Below are 18,725 nucleotides of genomic sequence, written 5' to 3'. Positions count from 1 at the left end.
CTCTCCCGTCCCGGCTACGCGCCGCGGACCCCCACCAGCACGCATCTGTCGCCGCACTGCCACACCGTGCCGACCGCCGCGAAGCCCGCCTTCCGCAGCAGGTCCACGTGACGCGCCAGGCTGAGCCCGTTGTCGCCGCCGGGGGCCGGGCCGCGGCGGCGCCGCTCGGCGAACAGCCGCGCCAGCTCCGGTGCCTCGGCCGCCGCGTCCCACCACGACGACCAGTCCTCGCCGCCGGGCATCCGCCGCCGCTCGGCCAGCCGGCCGCCGACCTCGGCGGCCAGGTCCGCGACGGCCGCGTCCTCCTGGGGCAACCGGCCGGCGTTGACGAGCAGTCCGCCGGGGCGGAGGAGGGTGTGCAGCCGGCCGTAGACCTCCAGCAGGACGCGCTCGGGCAGGCGGTGCAGCATGGTCGCCGACACCGCGGTGTCCAGGGGGCGGTCGAGCTCGAGGTCGTCCTGCCAGCCGAGGCCGCCGATCACGGTGTCGACGAAGCGGATCCGCGTGCCGTGCATCCGCCGGCCGAGGCCGAGGAGCACGGGGTCCGCGTCCGCGGCGACGACGTCCAGCGCGGGCATGCGGCGCCCCAGCCGCGCGGCCAGCGAGCCCGTACCGCAGCCGAGGTCGAGGACGGCGGGGCGGTCGCGGCCGGCGGTGACCAGCTCCACGAGGTCGCCGACGACGGTGAACCGCTCTTCGCGGCCCGTCTCGCGCTGCTCCCGTTGCAGTTCCCAGCGCACCGCCCAGCCCTTGGCCGCCGCCGCGCTCAGGTCCTCGCCCATCCCGTGAGGATACCCGGCGACGAGATCTTGAATTCGCGACGACGCCGGTGGGCGGGGGTGGTGCGGCGGGCGCGGACCGGCGCCCGGCGGGCCGTCGGCGCGGGTTCTCCCTTCCGCGTACGCCCCGGAAAGCCGCCGGGTCCCGGCACGCGCACGACCGTTGACCACCCGTGGACGAGGGCTTACTTTGACAGGGCACCGTCAGCAAGCGCTTTCTACGCCTCGCCTCACCGAGCGGGCCCGCCCTCCGACGCGCCCGTGTTCCGGCACGACTGGGAGCACTATGAGACGCCTAGCCAGACCACCCCTGTCACCCGTCGCCGTCCTCGCCGCGCTGCTGGCGCTGCTCCTGGGCACGGCCTCGGCGACGGCCGCCCCGCAGGACGAGGAGGCCGACTTCCGGGTCCTGGTCTTCTCCAAGGTCACGAACTTCTACCACGACTCCATCCCGGCGGGCATCGAGGCCGTCGAGAAGCTCGGCGAGGAGTACGGGTTCGAGGTCGACGCGACCGACGACGCCGCCGCGTTCACCGAGGAGAACCTCGCGACGTACGAGGCGGTCCTCTTCAACAACACCAACTCCACGCCGGAGAGCGGCGACCTGCTCGACGCGGACCAGCGGGCCGCGCTCCAGTCGTACATCCGGGCCGGCGGGGGCTGGCTCGGCCTGCACGCCGCCTCCGCCAGCGAGCGCGACTGGGAGTGGTACGAGGGCCTGGTCGGCGCGATCTTCGACAAGCACCCCGTGCCGCAGACCGGCCGGATCAAGGTGCTCGACGACACCCACCCCTCCACCAAGGGCCTGCCGCAACTGTGGGAGCGCCACGAGGAGTGGTACAACTGGCGCGCCAACCCGACGGGCAAGGTGCACACCCTCGCGCAGATCAAGGTGCGCGACGGCATCACCGGCCTGGACGAGGGCGTCGACCACCCGTTCTCGTGGTGCCAGAAGTACGACGGCGGCCGGTCGTGGTTCACCGCCGGCGGCCACGACGCGTCGTCCTTCGAGGAGCCGCTCTTCCTCAAGCACCTGCTCGGCGGCATCCGGTGGGCCGCGGGCGACGCGCCCGGCGACTGCTCGGCCACCCAGACCGGCAACTTCCAGCGCACCGCGCTGGTCTCCGACGACCTGGCCGACCCGTTCGAGCTGGCCGTCGCCCCCGACCGGCGGGTGTTCTACGCCCAGCGCACCGGCGAGCTGAAGGTCGTCGACCAGGAGACGCTGAACGTCACCACCGCCCTGGACTTCGACTACACCCCCGAGATGACCAGCCAGTCCGACGGCCTTCTCGGGCTCGCCCTCGATCCGGGCTTCGCGCGGAACAACTGGGTCTACCTCCTGCACTCCGACAAGGAGGAGAACCACATCAACCTGTCCCGCTTCACCATGAAGGGGGACACCGCGGACCCGGCGTCGCAGAAGGTGCTGCTGACGATCCCGACGTGGCGCGGCGAGGGCCGGGCGAACGTGCACATGGCGGGCTCGCTGACCTTCGACGCCAAGGGCAACCTGTACGTCGCCACCGGCGACAACACCGACCCGTTCGAGTCCAGCGGCTTCACGCCGATCGACGAACGGGACGGCCGGCGCGCCTGGGACGCCCAGGGCACCTCGGGCAACACCAACGACCTGCGCGGCAAGGTGCTGCGCGTGAAGCCCACGAAGAGCGGCGGCTACTCCGTCCCGAAGGGCAACCTCTTCAGGAAGGGTGAGGCGAAGACCCGCCCCGAGATCTACGCGATGGGCTTCCGCAACCCGTTCCGCATCACCACCGACCCGCTCTCCGGCGCCCTGCTCGTCGCGGACTACGGTCCGGACGCGCGCGTCGCCGACCCGAACCGCGGTCCCGAGGGGACGGTGGAGTACAACCGGATCACGAAGGCGAGCAACCAGGGCTGGCCGTACTGCGTCGGCAACAACACGCCGTTCAACGACTACGACTTCGCCACCGGCACCCCCGGCGAGAAGTTCGACTGCTCCGCGCCCGTGAACGACTCGCCGAACAACACCGGCAAGACAGAGCTGCCGCCCGCGCAGCCGGCCACCGTCTGGTACGCGTACTCGGCCTCGGAGGAGTTCCCCGAGCTGGGCACCGGCGGCGGCGGCCCGATGAGCGGCCCGGTCTACGACTACGACCCGAAGAACGACAGCCCGTACAAGTTCCCCGAGTACTTCGAGGGGAAGTGGATCAACTACGAGCTGACCCGCAAGTGGTTCAAGACCTTCTCGTTCCAGGAGAAGGACCAGCAGTTCGAGGACCCGAGGTTCGCGCCCGCCAAGAAGGGCGACCTGCACTCGATCAACGGGATCTTCGGCGACATGGAGTGGATCCAGCCCTTCGAGGCGCACTTCGGCCCGGACGGCTCGCTCTACGTCATCGACTTCGGCGAGGGCAGCGGCACCGGCCGCGGCGGCAGCAACGAGAACGCGGGCATCTACCGCATCGACTACGTCGCCGAGGGGCGGCCGCCCGTGGCCAAGCTGACGGCGTCGGCGGACTCCGGGCCCGCGCCGCTGACCGTGGAGTTCTCCTCGGAGGGCTCGCACTCGCCGGGCGACGACCCGATCACGTACGCCTGGGACTTCGACGGAGACGGCACGACCGACTCCACCGACCCCAACCCGACGCACACCTACACCGAGAAGGGCCAGTTCAACGCCCGGCTGACGGTGGAGGGCCCGCCGGAGCGGACGGGGCGGGCGGTGCACGAGGTCACCGTCGGCAACACCCGGCCGGAGGTGACGGTCACCACGCCCGCGAACGGCGGCGCCTTCGACTTCGGCGACACCGTCCCGTACCGGGTGGAGGTCGCCGACGCGGAGGACGGTGAGATCGACTGCTCGCGCGTGGTGGTGCAGACGCAGCTCGGGCACGACGACCACCTGCACCCGCTGGACAACCTGACCGGCTGCGCGGGCGAGTTCACGACCGACCCGGGCGACAGCCACGGCCCCGGCCAGAACCTCTACTACGGCATCAGCGCGCAGTACGAGGACAAGGGCGCCGACGGCGTGCCGAGCCTGGTCGGCTCCGACTCGCTCAGCCTGCGGCAGAAGTTCCGGGAAGCCGAGCACCACACCGGCACCGGCGGGGCGAACGGCGGTGTCGAGACGCTGGCCCGGGAGGACTCCTCCGGCGGCAAGCGGCTGGGCGAGATCGAGCACGGCGACTGGATCGTGCTGGACCCGGGGACGCCGAGCGGGATCGACTCGGTGACGGTCGGCGCCTCCTCCGGCGGACTCGGCGGCGACGTCGAGTTCCGCGCGGGCGCGCCGGACGGTGAGCTGCTGGGCAAGGCGACGATCCCGAACACCGGCGACTTCGCCAACGTGGTCTCGCCCACGGTGCCGCTGACCGACCCGGGCGGGGTGGAGAAGGTGTACGTGGTCTTCACCAACCCGGCGTGGACGCCGTCGAGCCCCGACCTGGTGGCGTTGGACTGGCTGCACTTCAACGGCCGCGGCGCGGAGAAGGAGTCGGCGGCGAAGGTGACGGTGTCGGCCTCGCCGGAGAGCGGGACGGCGCCGGCCGAGGTCTCCTTCGAAGGCGCGGTGACGCTGCCGGAGGGGCGTACGGCCCAGTCGTACCACTGGACCTTCGGCGACAACGCGACGGCGGACGGTGCCGCGACGGCGACGCACACCTACGCCAGGAAGGGGACGTACACCGCCCATCTGACCGTCACGGACGACACCGGGGATCTGACGACCGGTGCGGTGCAGGTGACGGTGAACTGACGGTGGACTGACGCACCGCGCGGCGGCGGCCGGCCCGGGGACGCCCCGGTCCGGCCGCCGCTCGCCTGCCGCGGGCGCTGCGCGAGGGGCGGGGCCGGCTGCGCGGGGGAGCCGGGATGCGGAGACCGCCCGCTTCGCGCGGGTCCCCTGCCCGGCCGCCGGCCGTCCGTCGCCCGGTGGCGGGACACTTCGCGGCCTGCGACCGCGCAGATCGTCTCCCCGCGCCCGGTCCGGTGGGCGCGCGCCCGGACGCATCCGCGCCGGCGGCCCCTCGGACGGCGTCAGCGGGCCGGGGCCGCCGCGGTGTCGTGGTGCCGCGTGCCGCCGGCGTCGAGGAACCGGCTCAGCGGCAGCGTCGCGGCGCCGACGGTGACGGCGTCCGTGCCGAGTTCGCCCATCTCGATCGCCGCGCGCGCCGCCGGGTAGCGCAGCGCGTACATGGCCGTGGCCCCGCGGACCGCGGGCAGCAGCCGGGGGCCGGCGAGCAGCCCGGCCCAGCCGGACAGCACGATGCGCTCCGGGTTGAAGAGGTTGACGAGGTCCGCGATGCCGGCGCCCAGGTACTCGGCGGTCTCGTCGAGCACCGCGCGGGCCGCGGGGTCGTCGGCGGCGATCAGCTCCGCGAGCGCCGACTCCTCGTCCGCGGCGACCGGTTCGCCGCCCGCCTCCCGCCAGCGGCGCAGCATCCCCTCCGCGCCGACGTACGCCTCCAGACAGCCGCGGGCGCCGCAGCGGCAGCGCCGCCCGCGGATCTGCATCGTGGTGTGCCCCCACTCCCCCGCGCCGCTGGACGAGCCGCCGTAGGCGGTGCCGTCGGTGACGACGCAGGCGCCGACGCCGGAGCCGATCAGCGCGATGACCGCGTTGCGCGCGCCGCGTCCGGCGCCGAACCACATCTCGGCCTGGCCCAGCGTCTTGGCGCCGTTGGCCACCATGTACGGCACGTCCGCCAGGCCGGTCGCGGCGGTCCGCAGCATCGCCTCCAGCGGCACGGCGTCCCAGCCGACGGTCTGCGCGTACACCACCGCGCCGCCGCGGGACGGTTCGCGGTGGACGATGCCGGGGACGCCGAGGCCGACACCGAGCAGTTCCTCTGCGGCGACGCCCGCGTCGGCGAGCACGGCGGCCAGCCCCTGGGCGATGTGCGCCACCACCCGCCCGGCGTCCCGGCCGCCGTCGGCGAGCGGGCGCTCGGCGCGGGCGAGTTCGGTACGGGCGAGGTCGAACAGCTCCACCCGCACCCGGGTCTCCCCGACGTCGACGCCGACGATGTGCCCGCAGCGCGGCGCCACCCGCAGCAGGGTGCGGGGCCGCCCGCCGTCGGAGTCGACCGCGCCCGCCTCCTCCAGCACTCCCTCGGCGATCAGCTCCGCGGCCACGTTGCTGACCGACCCGGAGCTGAGCCCGGTCGCCGGGCCCAGCTCCTGGCGGCTCAGCGGCCCCTCGAAGTACAGGTGGCGCAGTACCGCGGAGCGGTTGCTGCGGCGCAGGTCGCGCACGGTACGGCCGTTGGTTCTCCCCATGTGGCTCCTTCCCGGAGGAAACATACGTGCCGGGAAACCCGTGTGAGAAGGGTTGACGGGGACTTCTTTCACTACTTAACTCACGGCCTAAATTAAGCGCGAGCCGCGTTCACAGCCTTAAGTCATGCGCCCGGAGAGAGGCCACACGACCATGCGCAGAATCCGCCTGGCGGCGACCGCCGCACTCGCCACCGCCCTCAGCGTGACCGCCGCCGCCTGCGGCGGCGGCAGCTCGACGAGTTCGGAGGGCAACAACGACAAGCCCGACGAGCTGACCTACTGGGCGAGCAACCAGGGCACCAGCCTGGAGCACGACAAAGAGGTGCTGACCCCGGAGATCGAGAAGTTCGAGAAGGAGACGGGCATCGACGTCAAGCTCGAAGTCGTCCCCTGGGACAGCCTGCTCGACCGGATCCTCGCGGCCACCTCCTCCGGCCAGGGGCCCGACGTGCTCAACATAGGCAACACGTGGTCCGCCTCCCTGCAGGCGAGCGACGGGCTGCTGGCGTGGGACGACAAGACGCTGGACAAGATCGGCGGCAAGGACCGGTTCGTCCCCTCCGCGCTGGCCGCCGCGGGCGCCGAGGGCCAGGACCCGGCGGCCGTGCCGCTGTACTCCCTGTCGTACGCCCTCTACTACAACAAGCAGATGTTCGCCGACGCCGGCATCGAGCAGCCGCCCACCACCTGGGACGAGTTCGTCGACGTCGGCAAGAAGCTGACGAAGGACGGCAAGTACGGCGTCGCCGTCGAGGGCGGCAACCCGGTGGAGAACTCCCACCACGCCTTCGTCTTCGGCAAGCAGCACGGCGCGGACTTCTTCGACGCCGAGGGCAACCCCACCTTCGACTCCCCCGAGGCGGTCGCGGCGGTCAAGCAGTACGTCGACTTCCTCGCCAACGACAAGATCGCCGCCGTCGGCAACGCCGAGTACGCGCAGAACCAGTCGGTCAAGGACTTCGCCACCGGCAAGGCCGGCATGCTCCTGTGGCAGGCCGCGGGCAGCTCGCTCAAGGCGCACGGCATGAAGGCCGACGAGTACGGCGTGGCGCCGGTCCCGATGCAGAGCGAGAACCCGCCGGAGGGCCAGAACGTCAACTCCATGGTCGCCGGCATCAACATCGCCGTCTTCAAGAACACCGACAACCTCGACGGCGCCCTGGACTTCGTGAAGTTCATGACCTCGGACGAGGAGCAGCTCATCCTCAACTCGACCTACGGCTCCATCCCGCCGGTCAAGGAGGCGCAGAAGGACGAGGCGTTCAGCAGCGTCGACCTGACCGTGCTGCGCGAGGTGCTGTCCACGACCTCCGCGCCGCTGCCGCAGGTGCCGGACGAGGCGCAGTTCGAGACCCTCGTCGGCGACGCGATGAAGGAGCTGTTCGCGGATGCCGCCGCCGGCGACGAGGTGACGACGGAGTCGGTCCAGAAGCGGCTGACCGAGGCCCAGCAGCAGATGCAGAAGTGAGCGGCCCCGGATGACCGCGACCACCCTCGACACGCCCCCGGCCGGCCCCGGCGACAAGCCGCCCGCCGGCCGGGGCGCCGCCCGCAAGCGCCGCCGCGCCGGCCGCGGCCGTGTGCGGCGCGGCGCCCTGCCGTACCTCCTGCTGCTGCCCGCCCTGCTGCTGGAGCTGCTGATCCACCTGGTGCCGATGGCCGTCGGCGTGGTGATGAGCTTCAAGGAGCTGACCCAGCACTACATCCGTGACTGGGGCGCCGCGCCCTGGGCGGGCCTGGACAACTTCCGCGTCGCCGTCGACTTCGACGCCCCGGTCGGCGAGGCGCTGCTGCAGTCCTTCTTCATCACCTGCGCGTTCACGGTGCTCGCGGTCGGCTTCTCGTGGCTGCTCGGCGTCACCGCGGCGATCCTCATGCAGGACGCCTTCCGCGGCCGCGGGCTGCTGCGCGCGATCTTCCTCACCCCGTACGCGCTGCCCGTCTACACCGCCGTCATCACCTGGTCGTTCATGCTCCAGCGGGACAACGGCCTGGTGAACCACGTGATCCACGACCAGTTGGGGCTGACCAGCCAGCCGACGTTCTGGCTGATCGGCGACAACGCGTTCATCTCGCTGGTCGTCGTCTCGGTCTGGCGCACGTGGCCGTTCGCGTTCCTCGTGCTCACCGCCGCGCTGCAGAACATTCCGCGCGAGGTGTACGAGGCCTCCGCGATCGACGGCGCCGGAATCTGGCAGCAGATCCGCCGGATCACGCTTCCGTCGCTGCGGCCCGTCAACCAGGTGCTGGTCCTCGTGCTGTTCCTGTGGACCTTCAACGACTTCAACGTGCCGTACATCCTCTTCGGCAAGTCGGCGCCGGAGTCCGCGGACATCATCTCCATCCACATCTACCAGTCGTCCTTCGTCACCTGGAACTTCGGCGCCGGCTCGGCCATGTCCGTGCTGCTGCTGCTCTTCCTGCTGGTCGTGACGGCCGGCTATCTGGTGCTCACCTCCCGGGGAAGGAAGGCGGCCCGTGCATAGCTCCCCCACCGCGCCGCCGCGGTCGTTCGTCTGGACCCGGCGGGTCGTGCTCACGCTGCTGACCGTCTTCGCCGTCACGCCCGTGTACGTGATGCTCAGCAGCTCGCTCAAGCCGCTCGAGGACGTCACCGGGGCCTTCCGGTGGATCCCCAGCGGGCTGACCATCCGGCCGTATCTCGACATCTGGGACACGGTGCCGCTGGCCCGTTACTTCCTGAACTCACTGATCGTGGCGGGCGCCGCGACCGGCTGCTCGGTCGTGATCGCGGTCTTCGCCGCGTACGCGGTCAGCCGCTACCGCTTCCGCGGCAAGCGGATCTTCACGGTCACGGTGCTGTCCACCCAGATGTTCCCCGGCATCCTGTTCCTGCTGCCGCTGTTCCTGATCTTCGTCAACATCGGGAACACCACCGGGATCGCCCTCTACGGCTCCCGCGGCGGGCTGATCCTCACGTACATGACCTTCACCCTGCCCTTCTCGATCTGGATGCTGGTCGGCTATCTCGACTCCATCCCCCGCGACCTCGACGAGGCGGCGCTCGTCGACGGCTGCGGGCCGCTCAAGGCGCTGTTCCGCGTCGTGGTGCCGGCCGCGATCCCCGGGATCGTCGCCGTCGCCATCTACTCCTTCATGACCGCATGGGGCGAAGTGCTCTTCGCCTCGGTCATGACCAACGACGTCACCCGCACGCTCTCCGTCGGGCTGCAGGGGTACGCGACCCAGACCGAGGTGTACTGGAACCAGGTCATGGCCGCCTCCCTCGTCGTCAGCCTCCCCGTCGTCGCCGGCTTCCTGCTGCTCCAGCGCTATCTCGTCGCCGGGCTGACCGCCGGAGCCGTCAAGTGACCCTGTCCGAAAGGAACCCCGTGACCGACCTGCACCTCGACCGCCTCCCGTCCGACTTCGTGTGGGGCACGGCCACCGCCGCGTACCAGATCGAGGGCGCCGTACGCGAGGACGGGCGCGCCCCGTCGATCTGGGACACGTTCTCGCACACGCCCGGCATGGTCGACGGCGGCGACACCGGCGACGTCGCCTGCGACCACTACCACCGCTGGCCCGAGGACATCGCGCTGATGCGCCGGCTGGGCGCCGAGGCGTACCGCTTCTCGATCGCCTGGCCGCGCGTCGTCCCCGGCGGCGAAGGGCCCGTCAACGAGGCGGGGCTCGCGTTCTACGACCGGCTCACCGACGCTCTCCTCGAAGCCGGCATCACGCCCTTCCCCACGCTCTACCACTGGGACCTGCCGCAGGCGCTGCAGGACCGCGGCGGCTGGGCGGAGCGCGAGACCGCCGAGGCGTTCGCGGTGTACGCGGACGCGGTGGCCCGCCGGCTCGGCGACCGGATCACCGACTGGGCCACGCTCAACGAGCCGCTGTGCTCGGCCTGGATCGGGCACCTGGAGGGGCGGATGGCCCCCGGGCTCACCGACCTGACGGCGGCGGTACGGGCCTCGTACCACCTGCACCTCGGCCACGGCCTGGCGGTCCAGGCGCTGCGCGCCGCCGTCCCCGGGGCGCGGGTCGGGCTGGTCAACAACCTCACGCACTGCGAGCCGGCCTCCGACCGCGACGAGGACGTGGCCGCCGCCGCGCGCACCGACGGGCACGTCAACCGCTGGTGGATGGATCCGGTGCACGGCCGCGGCTATCCGGAGGACATGCGGCGGCTGTACGGCGTGGACCTGCCCGAGCGCCCCGGGGACCTGGAGACCATCGCCGCGCCGCTGGACTGGCTGGGCCTGAACTACTACTTCCGCAACGTCGTCGCCGACGACCCGGACGGGCCGCTGCCGTACGCGCGCCAGGTCGATCTGCCCGGCGTGCGGCGCACCGCGATGGGCTGGGAGGTGCACGCCGAGGGGCTGACGAAGACGCTGGAGCGGATGGCGGACGACTACGGCGCCCGCTGCCTGTACGTCACCGAGAACGGCGCCGCCTACCCCGACGCGGTCGGGCCCGACGGCCAGATCGACGACCCCGAGCGCACCCGGTACCTGGAGGAGCACCTCGCCGCCTGCGCCGAGGCGGTCCGCCGCGGCGTGCCCCTGGCGGGGTACTTCGCCTGGTCGCTGCTGGACAACTTCGAGTGGGCGTACGGCTACGACAAGCGCTTCGGTCTCGTCCACGTCGACTACGCCACCCAGCGGCGGACCATCAAGGGCAGCGGCCGGCGCTACGCCGAGCTGATCCGCGGCCACCGTGCGGCGGTGCGGCGCGCGGCGTAGCACGCAGGCCACCACGCCCCGCCCGGGCCCGCCGCCGCGTCCCCGCGGAATCCCCCCACCGCGACGGCGCGCCCGGGCGGTCCTCGACCCCCGCGGTTCATCCACCCCCCACACCGAAGGAGCCGCACCATGCACGACGCACCCGCCCCGTCCCGACCCGCACGGCCCCCGCGCCGCCGCCCGCGGCGCGTGCGTGCCGGGCGCGCCGTCCCGCTGCCGCGCTCGCGCACCGCCAAGGCGGTCGCCGCGGCCGGCGCGCTGCTGCTCGCCGCCGGCGGCTACGGACTCGCCGCGCCGGCGCAGGCCGCCGAGACCACCGCCGAGGTCTGGATCACCACGGCCGACGGGAGCAGCAAGCTCGCCCCGGCGGACGGCGCCGCGTTCGACGGCGCACCGCAGGAGACCGACATCGCCGTCGACACCGGCGAGCGCGCGCAGGAGTTCACCGGCGCGGGCGCGTCCCTCACCGAGGCGTCCGCGCGGCTGATCTCCGATCTGCCGCAGGGCACGCGGGACTCGCTCATGACCGACCTGTTCTCCACCGGCGGCGCGGGCATCGGACTCGACTACCTGCGCCAGCCCTTCGGCGGCACCGACTTCGTCGCCGAGCTGCCCTACTACTCGTACGAGGACCAGCAGGGCTCCTTCTCCGTCGACCGCGACCGCGCCGAGATCCTGCCGCTGCTCAACCAGGCGCGCGAGGTGAACGGCGACATCCGCGTCATGGCGACGCCCTGGTCGGCGCCCGGCTGGATGAAGGACTCGGGGAAGCTGGAGGGCGGCAGCCTCGCGCCCGAGCACTACGGCGACTACGCCGACTACCTGGTCAAGGCGCTGAACGCGTACGCAGAGGCGGGCGTGCCGGTCGACGATCTGACGGTCGCGAACGAGCCGCTGTTCGAGACCTCGTACCCCTCGATGGGCATGTCGGCGGCCGAACAGGCCGACTTCCTGCGCGTGCTCGACGGGAAGCTCGCCGCGGCCGGGCTCGGCACGCAGCTCTTCGTCTACGACCACAACTGGGACCGCCCCGACTACCCGCTCCAGGTGCTCGACGCCACCGGCGACCTCGACCGCGTGCAGGGAGCGGCGTTCCACTGCTACGGCGGGCAGCCCGAGGCGCAGCAGCAGGTGCGCGACGCCGGGCACCGGGTGTTCTTCACCGAGTGCTCGGGCACCGACAGCGACGACGGCTCGCGTACCTTCGCCGACACGCTGAAGTGGCAGACGGAGAACCTCGTCATCCGCAGCCTGCGGACCGGCTCCGAGACCGTGGTGATCTGGAACCTCGCCCTCGACGCGCAGGGCGGGCCGCACTTCGGGCACTGCGGCACCCGCTGCAACGGCGTGGTCGAGGTCGACGGCGGCACGGTCACGAAGAACGCGGAGTACTACCTGCTGGGCCACGTCTCGAAGTTCGTGGACCGCGGCGCCGTGCGCGTCGGCTCGACGACCGAGGGGCCCGGCGGCGTGCAGAACGTCGTCTTCGAGAACCCGGACGGCTCCCGCGCCGCGGTCGTGCTCAACGCCACCGGCGGCGCACGGACGTTCTCGGTGACGGAGAACGGCGCGTCGCTGACGTACGAGCTGCCCGCGGGCGCGGTCGCCACCTTCACCTGGCCCGGGGCGCCCGAAGCCTGACCTCCGCCGGGCCGGCCTCCGACTCCCGGTCCCGCGTCCCGCCCCCGCCACCGGGCGGGCGCGGGGCCGGGTCCACCGCCGCGGTGCCGGCGGCCCGCAGGCCCGGCGCCAGGGCCAGCGTGACGGCGACCGAGAGCGCCGCCATCGCGGCCACCGCCGTCGCCGGCGAGGTCAGCTCCGCGATGCCGCCGGCGAGGGCGGCGGCGACGCCCTGCATGGTGAGCATGCCGGAGGTGTGCAACCCGAGGGCCTGGCCGCTGAGTTCGTCCGGGGTCAGCGCCATCAGCCGCTCCTGCTGGACGAGACTGGCGGCGAAGCCGACCGAGGCCACGGTGACGGCGACCGCCGTGACGGCCAGCGGCGGGCGCAGCGCGAAGACCGCGTACGGGACGGCCAGCAGCAACAGCAGCGGCACCCCGAGCCGGGGCCGCCACCGGGCCGGCACGACCCGGCCCGCGAGCACGTCGCCGGTGAGCATGCCCAGCGCGGCCAGGGCCAGCAGGACGCCGGCGCGGTCCGGTTCGTACGGCACGAACTGCGACTCGGCGCCGACGACGAGGCCGTTGGGCAGCCACAGCGCCAGGTAGAGCGTGCGGCGGTGCCGCGAGGACCACAGCAGCCCGTTGACCCGCCAGGTCTCCGCGACCGAGGGCCGGCCGGCCGCCCGCGGCGCCCGGCGGCCGAGCCCGGCGCGGGCCACCGCGGCCCCGGTGAGGAACGCCGCGGCGGCGACGAGGAGCGTGCCGCGCGGCGACAGCGCCGTCACGAGCACCCCGCCGACCGCGAAGCCGGCGATCTGCATGGCGCCGGCGGACATGTTGACCACCGACCGGCCGAGCAGGTAACCGTCGCGCGGCAGGATCTCGTTGAGCAGCCCGTAGCGCACCCCGCCGCCCACCGAGGCGAGCAGGCCGAGGCAGAGCAGGATCGCGAACGCCCCCCACACCGGCAGGCCCGGCGCGGCCTGCGCGGTGGTCGCGGCGGCGTAGACGACGGCGAGCGCGGTCATGGCGCCGCGCGGCGGCAGCCGGTCGGCGGCGGAGAGCAGCAGGGTCGCGCCGAGCACCTGGGCGAGCGAGGGGCCGAACATGGCGAGGGCCGACAGCAGCGGGGAGCCGGTCTCCTCGTAGATGTGCGTGCCGAGCGCCAGGCCGCTGATCGTCAGCCCGGCGACCTGAAGCGAGGAGGCGGCGAAGAGCGGCGTGAACTCGGGGGCGCGGAACAGCTCGCGATACGTGCGCATGCCGGGCAGCCTCGGGCAGAGCGCGGCGCGGGGGTTAGAGTTTCGCCGGGAGGCGAAAGCGATGGGGTGGTGGCAGGTCGACGCGGACACCCTGGCCGGGAGCCGGTTCGTCGTCTCGCCGCTCGCCGAGACGATCGCGTGTCTGAAGACGCTGGCGCGGGGCGCCCCCGCGCACCCCGGCGAACGCGCCTGGCTCGACGCCCACCTGCCGGGCTACCGTGCGCGGCAGGCCGCGGACCCGGTGACCGACGAGCTGGTCGGGGCGGGCCTGCTGCGGCCGTGGAACGCGGACTTCCTCACCCCGACGCCCACCGGAGCCGCCGGGGTGTCGTTCGAGGAGGAGCTTGCGGCGGTACGGGCCACACCGCCGGACGCCGCCCGCGCCGACGTCGCCGTATCCCTCGACGGCCGGCTGCCGGAGCGGCTGCGCCGGGACGACCTGCCGCGGCGGGCGGCGGACGTCATGGAATGGGTGTGGCGCGAGACGGTGCTGCCGGACTGGCCGCGGCGCCGGCGGATCATCGAGGCGGACATCGTGGCGCGCACCGCGCAGGTGGGGCAGGGCGGCTGGGCGGCGGCGCTGGACGCGCTGCGGCCGGGGACGCGGTGGCTGGGCGCGAGCCGGCTGCAGATCAACGTGCGCGACTACCCGCCGCGGGACGTCTCCGGCGCCCGGCTGCTGTTCGTGCCCGTCGTGCCGCGCACCGGCTGGGTCTGCTGGGATGCGCCACACCGCTACGCCCTCGTCTACCCGTGCGCCGGCGCCCTCGCCGACACCGGCACCGCCGCGCCGCCCGAGTCCCTGGGGCGCCTCCTCGGCCCGGCGCGGGCGACGGTGCTGGCACTGCTGGACACCCCGAAGAGCACCACGCAGTTGGTGGCGCTCACCGGGCAGGGCCTCGGCTCGGTGGGGCGGCACCTGAAGGTGCTGCGCGACGCCCGGCTGGTGGGGCGGCGACGCGCGGGGCGGTCGGTGCTGTACTACCGCACGCCGCCGGGCGAGGTGCTCGTCACGGCGCAGCGGGACGAGGGCGGCCGACCGGACGGGCGCGCGCGGAGGTAGCGGCCGGCGGACGGGCGGGCGGCCCGGCGGCCGGAACTCCTCGCGCACGGCGGGCGTGCCGGCGTTGTTGACGGTCCCGTAACGCGATGGGAGGCTCTGTGCCCGAGCGCGTGAAATCGATTTCTCAGGACCTTCAGGAGGGCCCATGGGCAGTCATCGCGAGGGCGGACGAGGGCGCGGCGCGCCGATGAGCAGGGCGCGGTTCCTGAGAACGGCGGCCGGTGCCGCGGTCGGCGGCGGGGTGCTGCTGGGGGCCGGGCAGGCCGCGGCGGGAGCGGCCGGCGGCGCCGGCGGTACGGCGGGCGGCGCCGCCGCCGGACGCGGCGCACAGGCGCTGGAGGTGACGAAGATCCGGGACCTCACCGGGCCCGGGATCACCACCGCGTACCGCATGGAGGCCACCGACCTGGGCATCCCCGTGCGCACGCCGGACGGCCGGATGCTCTTCGTCTTCGGCGACACGTTCGAGGAGGCGCGCGTCGGCGGCGGCTGGTGGCGCTCGCCCGTCGCGCTGTACTCCACCACCACCGACCTCGACGCCGGCGTCACCTGGTCCGGCGCCGTGGGCGGGGCGGCGGCGCAGCAACTGTGGCCGTACGAGCACGACAACCCCGTCTTCTCCACCGTCCTGCCGTCCGACGTGATCACCATCGGCTCGACGATGTATCTGCACGCCATGGTCAACAAGGGCCTCGGCAACGTCGTCTGGACGGAGATCTGGCGCTCCGACGACAACGGCGCCACCTGGGTGCACACCGGCGCGAAGTTCGCCCCCGACCTGCACGGCGGGCTCTTCCAGTTGCTCACCTGGGCGGAGGGGAACGACGGCTTCGTGTACGTGTTCTCCACGGAGTTCACCCGCAGCAAGCCGATGATCCTGCACCGGGTGCCCGCGGCCCGGATCGCCGACCCCGGCGCGTACGAGCCGTGGGGCTACCGCAACGGCGCCTGGGCGTGGGGCAATCCGCCGACGCCGGTGCTGGAGGGGCGCTTCGGCGAGATGTGCCTGCGGCCGATGGCGGGCAAGTGGATCCTCACGTGGTTCAACGAGGCCGACTACCGCATCGACGGCATCCTCATGGACACGCCCACGTCCAACCTGTACGAGGCGCACCGCCGGACGCTGGTGTGGGGCGGGCAGTGGGGCAACGAGGACGACTCCCACGTGGCGCAGTTGTACGGCGGCTACGTCATCCCGGGCTCGACGCCGGACAACCTCCATCTGGCGGTGAGTCAGTGGAACACGGCGGAGAACTGGCCGTACCGCGTCATGCAGCACCGGGTGCGGGGGTTCGTCTGACGGAGCGGCCCGGGCCCCGCCGCCCGGCGCGGCCGGTGACGACCGTCGCCGCCAGGTCCGCGCACGTCGCCGTGTGCGCCGTCAGCCCGGCGGCGACGACGGCCGCGCGGGTGCGGGGCTCCTGCCGCTCGCTCGTCTCCACGAGCAGCAGGCCGCCGGGTGCCAGCCACCGCGGGGCGTCCGCGATCACGCGGCGCTGGACGTCGAGCCCGTCGGCGCCGCCGTCGAGCGCGGTCAGCGGCTCGTGGTCGCGGGCCTCGGGCGGCAGGAACGGGACCTCGGCGGTGGGCACGTACGGGGCGTTGACGACGAGCACGTCGACGCGACCGCGGAGGCGGGCGGGCAGGGCGGCGTACAGGTCGCCCTCGTAGACCGTCCCCCCGGCGGGCCCGACGTTGCGCCGGGCGCAGCGGACCGCGGCCGGGTCGACGTCGGCGGCGTGCAGTTCGGCGCCGGGCACCGCGGCGGCGACCGCGGCGCCGATGGCGCCGGAGCCGCAGCACAGGTCGAGGACGACGGGGCGGCGGAGGCCGTGCGCCGCCCGCGCGGCCCGGCGGACCAGGAACTCGCTGCGCCTGCGCGGTACGAACACGCCGGGCTCGACCACGATGTGCAGCCCGCAGAACTCGGCCCGGCCCAGGACCTGTTCCAGGGGCCACCCGGCGACACGGCGCGCCACGAGGGCGTCCAGCTCGGCCGGGGCGGAGGCGGCGGCGCGCAGGAGGCGGGCCTCGTCCTCGGCGAAGACGCAGCCGGCGGCGCGCAGGCGGGCGACGACGCCGTCGGGTGGCGGGGCGTCGTGGGGCGCGGATGCCGGCGGTGGGAACGCGGGCGCCGGCGACGGGGGCGGCGGGGACACGGGCACGGGCGGCGGGGACACGGGCGGCGGGGACGCGGGCGGTGGGGACGGGGGCGGTGGCGCTTCGTGCGGCGGGGTGTCTGGCACGCAACCGTTCTACCTCGTGGGCCCGCCGCTCCGCCCGCCCTTATTTCGCGTCCGCGTAGCACTCCACCACCGCGGTCGTGAACGAGAACACCACCGGCGTCTCGCCGAACATCACCTCCCCCGCCCGCGCCGACGCCGCCGTCAGCGCCTTCTCCACCGCCGGCGCCTCCTGCTCCGGGCAGTGCACGATCACCTCGTCGTGCTGGAAGAACACCAGCTCCGCCCGCATCCCCGCCAGTTCCTGCCGCAGCGCCGCCAGCAGGCACAGCGCCCACTCCGCCGCGCTGGCCTGCACCACGAAGTTGCGCGCGAACCGGCCCCGCGCCCGCGCCGCGGCGCCTCCGCGCGCCGTCGCGCCGCCCTCGTCGTCCTCCTGCGGCAGCCCCGCCTCACCGTCGTCCGCCGCCTCCGAGGGCGCGCACGTACGGCCCAGATGGCTCCGTACGAGCCGGCCCTCCTCGCCGGCGCGGGCGGCCTCGTCCACGTACGCGACCGCGGTGGGGAAGCGGCGGCGCAGATCCGCCAGGTACGTCAGCGCGTCGCCGGAGGTCTGCCCGTAGATGGCCCCCAGCAGCGCGAGCTTCGCCTCCGCGCGCCCGCCCGCGAACGCGCGGTCCGCCAGCGCCTCGTACAGATCCCGGGTGCCGTCCGCCGCCGCCATCAGCCCCGCGTCGCGGGAGACGGCGGCCAGCACCCGCGGCTCCATCTGGTCCGCGTCGGCGACCACCAGCCGCCAGCCCTCGTCCGCGACCACCGCGCGGCGCACGACGCGCGGGATCTGCAGCGCGCCGCCGCCGTGCGTGGTCCAGCGGCCGGACATGGCGCCGCCCGGCAGGTACTCGGGGCGGAACCGGCCGTCGTGCACCCAGGTCTGCAGCCAGGACCAGCCGTGGGCGGTGTGCAGCCGGTAGAGCTTCTTGTACTCCAGCAGCGGGGCGACGGCGGGATGGTCGATGTCCTGCAACTCCCACTTGCGGGTGGAGGTGACGCCGACGCCGGCCTTGCGGAAGGCGCGGACGACCTCCGCGGGCAGGTCGGGGCGGACCCGCTCGCCGAACGCGCGGGACACGTCGTCGGCGAGTCGGGCGAGGCGGGGCGGCTCCAGGCCGCCGGGGTACCGGCCGCCGAGCAGCTCGGTGAGCAGGGCGTCGTGCACGTCGGCGCGCCAGGGGAGGCCGGCGCGGTGCATCTCGGCGGCGACGAGCATGCCGGCGGACTCGGCGGCGACGAGGAGCCGGAGGCGGTGCGGGTGGGCGGAGGCGGCGATACGGTCCTGCTGCGCGGCGTGGACGGCGAGGAGGGCGGGCAGGGGGTCGGTGCCGTGGGGGCTCGCGGGGACGGCGTCGAAGAGGGCGGGCGCGGGCTCGCCGGCGAACGAGCGGGGCGGCGGGTCGTCCGGGACGGGGTGCCCGCGCAGTCGCGCCCAGGCGGCGGCGAGGGAGCGGGGCAGGCCCCACATCCCTTCGTGGCCGAGGAGGATGGCCTCGGCGGCTTCGACGTCGTGGCAGCGGGGGACGGAGAGGCCGGCGTCGAGGAGGCGGGGGTAGAACGCGGCGGTGGAGGCCCAGATCCAGCGGTCGGCGGTGGGGTGGTGGCGGAGGGCGTCGGCGGGGTGGCGGTAGGTGTGTTCGGGGCCGGCGGGGGTGCCGGCGGGGTCGACGGGGCAGACGGTGACGTTGCCGTGTGGTCCGTCGGCCATGGCCCAGCGCATGGTCCCGAGTCTGCCACCGCGCACTGACACCGGCGGGGTGGCGCGGTGCTCCCCGTACCCGC

Annotated in this window: 13 protein-coding genes; 8 read left to right on the top strand and 5 right to left on the bottom strand. The window is 73.8% G+C overall.

The window, feature by feature from the left end; translation table 11 throughout:
• Window positions 1-14: 14 nt before the first annotated feature.
• A complete protein-coding gene (locus O7599_RS34460; RefSeq protein ID WP_281619523.1) occupies window positions 15-782 on the bottom strand; it encodes a class I SAM-dependent methyltransferase in 768 nt (255 codons plus the stop codon).
• Window positions 783-1,065: 283 nt separating this feature from the next.
• Between O7599_RS34460 and O7599_RS34455 the strand changes: the two genes are divergently transcribed.
• Window positions 1,066-4,521 (top strand): ThuA domain-containing protein, encoded by a 3,456-nt coding sequence (locus O7599_RS34455; RefSeq protein ID WP_281619522.1) that lies wholly within the window; start codon window positions 1,066-1,068, stop codon window positions 4,519-4,521.
• A gap of 281 nt (window positions 4,522-4,802) precedes the next feature.
• Here the strand turns inward: O7599_RS34455 and O7599_RS34450 are convergent, their stop codons facing one another.
• On the bottom strand, window positions 4,803-6,044 hold the full coding sequence (locus tag O7599_RS34450; protein ID WP_281619521.1) for an ROK family transcriptional regulator: 1,242 nt from the start codon (window positions 6,042-6,044) through the stop codon (window positions 4,803-4,805).
• Window positions 6,045-6,195: 151 nt separating this feature from the next.
• On the opposite strand from O7599_RS34450, the gene O7599_RS34445 reads away from it, so the two are divergent.
• From O7599_RS34445 to O7599_RS34425, 5 genes are all read left to right on the top strand, one after another.
• Complete coding sequence (locus O7599_RS34445) at window positions 6,196-7,512, top strand: sugar ABC transporter substrate-binding protein (protein ID WP_281623636.1); 1,317 nt, start codon at window positions 6,196-6,198, stop codon at window positions 7,510-7,512.
• A gap of 10 nt (window positions 7,513-7,522) precedes the next feature.
• Window positions 7,523-8,530 carry a sugar ABC transporter permease gene (locus O7599_RS34440; RefSeq protein ID WP_281619520.1) on the top strand — a complete coding sequence of 336 codons (1,008 nt, stop codon included), beginning with the start codon at window positions 7,523-7,525 and terminating at the stop codon, window positions 8,528-8,530.
• The gene (locus O7599_RS34435) at window positions 8,523-9,377 is read left to right on the top strand and encodes a carbohydrate ABC transporter permease (protein ID WP_281619519.1); all 855 of its coding nucleotides are present in this window, start codon (window positions 8,523-8,525) and stop codon (window positions 9,375-9,377) included. The genes O7599_RS34440 and O7599_RS34435 overlap by 8 nt, the downstream gene beginning before the upstream one ends.
• A 20-nt stretch (window positions 9,378-9,397) precedes the next feature.
• Window positions 9,398-10,759, top strand: coding sequence for a GH1 family beta-glucosidase (locus O7599_RS34430; RefSeq protein ID WP_281619518.1), 1,362 nt, complete (start codon window positions 9,398-9,400; stop codon window positions 10,757-10,759).
• A gap of 129 nt (window positions 10,760-10,888) precedes the next feature.
• Window positions 10,889-12,400: a glycoside hydrolase family 30 beta sandwich domain-containing protein gene (locus tag O7599_RS34425; RefSeq protein WP_348652580.1), complete on the top strand. Its 1,512-nt coding sequence runs from the start codon at window positions 10,889-10,891 to the stop codon at window positions 12,398-12,400.
• On the opposite strand, the gene O7599_RS34420 is transcribed toward O7599_RS34425, so the two are convergent.
• Window positions 12,372-13,643 (bottom strand): MFS transporter, encoded by a 1,272-nt coding sequence (locus O7599_RS34420; protein WP_281619517.1) that lies wholly within the window; start codon window positions 13,641-13,643, stop codon window positions 12,372-12,374. The two genes, O7599_RS34425 and O7599_RS34420, sit on opposite strands and share 29 nt — an antisense overlap.
• A 61-nt stretch (window positions 13,644-13,704) precedes the next feature.
• Here O7599_RS34420 and O7599_RS34415 point away from each other — a divergent pair, with 61 nt between their 5' ends.
• Together O7599_RS34415 and O7599_RS34410 are read left to right on the top strand one after the other, a co-directional pair.
• Window positions 13,705-14,706 (top strand): helix-turn-helix domain-containing protein, encoded by a 1,002-nt coding sequence (locus O7599_RS34415; protein ID WP_281619516.1) that lies wholly within the window; start codon window positions 13,705-13,707, stop codon window positions 14,704-14,706.
• A 145-nt stretch (window positions 14,707-14,851) separates the two neighbouring features.
• Entirely contained in the window at window positions 14,852-16,006 is a 1,155-nt protein-coding gene (locus O7599_RS34410) for a DUF4185 domain-containing protein (RefSeq protein ID WP_281619515.1), read from the top strand.
• Here the strand turns inward: O7599_RS34410 and O7599_RS34405 are convergent.
• Entirely contained in the window at window positions 15,975-16,772 is a 798-nt protein-coding gene (locus O7599_RS34405; RefSeq protein WP_281623635.1) for a putative protein N(5)-glutamine methyltransferase, read from the bottom strand. The genes O7599_RS34410 and O7599_RS34405 overlap by 32 nt on opposite strands.
• A 220-nt stretch (window positions 16,773-16,992) precedes the next feature.
• Window positions 16,993-18,663: a bifunctional 3'-5' exonuclease/DNA polymerase gene (locus O7599_RS34400; protein WP_281619514.1), complete on the bottom strand. Its 1,671-nt coding sequence runs from the start codon at window positions 18,661-18,663 to the stop codon at window positions 16,993-16,995.
• Window positions 18,664-18,725 lie beyond the last annotated feature (62 nt).

It is taken from the genome of Streptomyces sp. WMMC500, from assembly GCF_027497195.1.
GTDB lineage: Bacteria > Actinomycetota > Actinomycetes > Streptomycetales > Streptomycetaceae > Streptomyces.
The sequence above is the reverse complement of the archived record's forward strand: the minus strand, read 5'-3'. Positions and strand labels throughout refer to the sequence as shown.

Coding starts and splice junctions, on each gene's coding strand:
- O7599_RS34450 (WP_281619521.1), bottom strand. CDS start 6,044: ATGGGGAGAACCAACGGCCGTACCGTGCGCGACCTGCGCCGCAGCAAC.
- O7599_RS34415 (WP_281619516.1), top strand. CDS start 13,705: ATGGGGTGGTGGCAGGTCGACGCGGACACCCTGGCCGGGAGCCGGTTC.
- O7599_RS34420 (WP_281619517.1), bottom strand. CDS start 13,643: ATGCGCACGTATCGCGAGCTGTTCCGCGCCCCCGAGTTCACGCCGCTC.
- O7599_RS34440 (WP_281619520.1), top strand. CDS start 7,523: ATGACCGCGACCACCCTCGACACGCCCCCGGCCGGCCCCGGCGACAAG.
- O7599_RS34460 (WP_281619523.1), bottom strand. CDS start 782: ATGGGCGAGGACCTGAGCGCGGCGGCGGCCAAGGGCTGGGCGGTGCGC.
- O7599_RS34400 (WP_281619514.1), bottom strand. CDS start 18,663: ATGCGCTGGGCCATGGCCGACGGACCACACGGCAACGTCACCGTCTGC.
- O7599_RS34425 (WP_348652580.1), top strand. CDS start 10,889: ATGCACGACGCACCCGCCCCGTCCCGACCCGCACGGCCCCCGCGCCGC.
- O7599_RS34455 (WP_281619522.1), top strand. CDS start 1,066: ATGAGACGCCTAGCCAGACCACCCCTGTCACCCGTCGCCGTCCTCGCC.
- O7599_RS34410 (WP_281619515.1), top strand. CDS start 14,852: ATGGGCAGTCATCGCGAGGGCGGACGAGGGCGCGGCGCGCCGATGAGC.
- O7599_RS34445 (WP_281623636.1), top strand. CDS start 6,196: ATGCGCAGAATCCGCCTGGCGGCGACCGCCGCACTCGCCACCGCCCTC.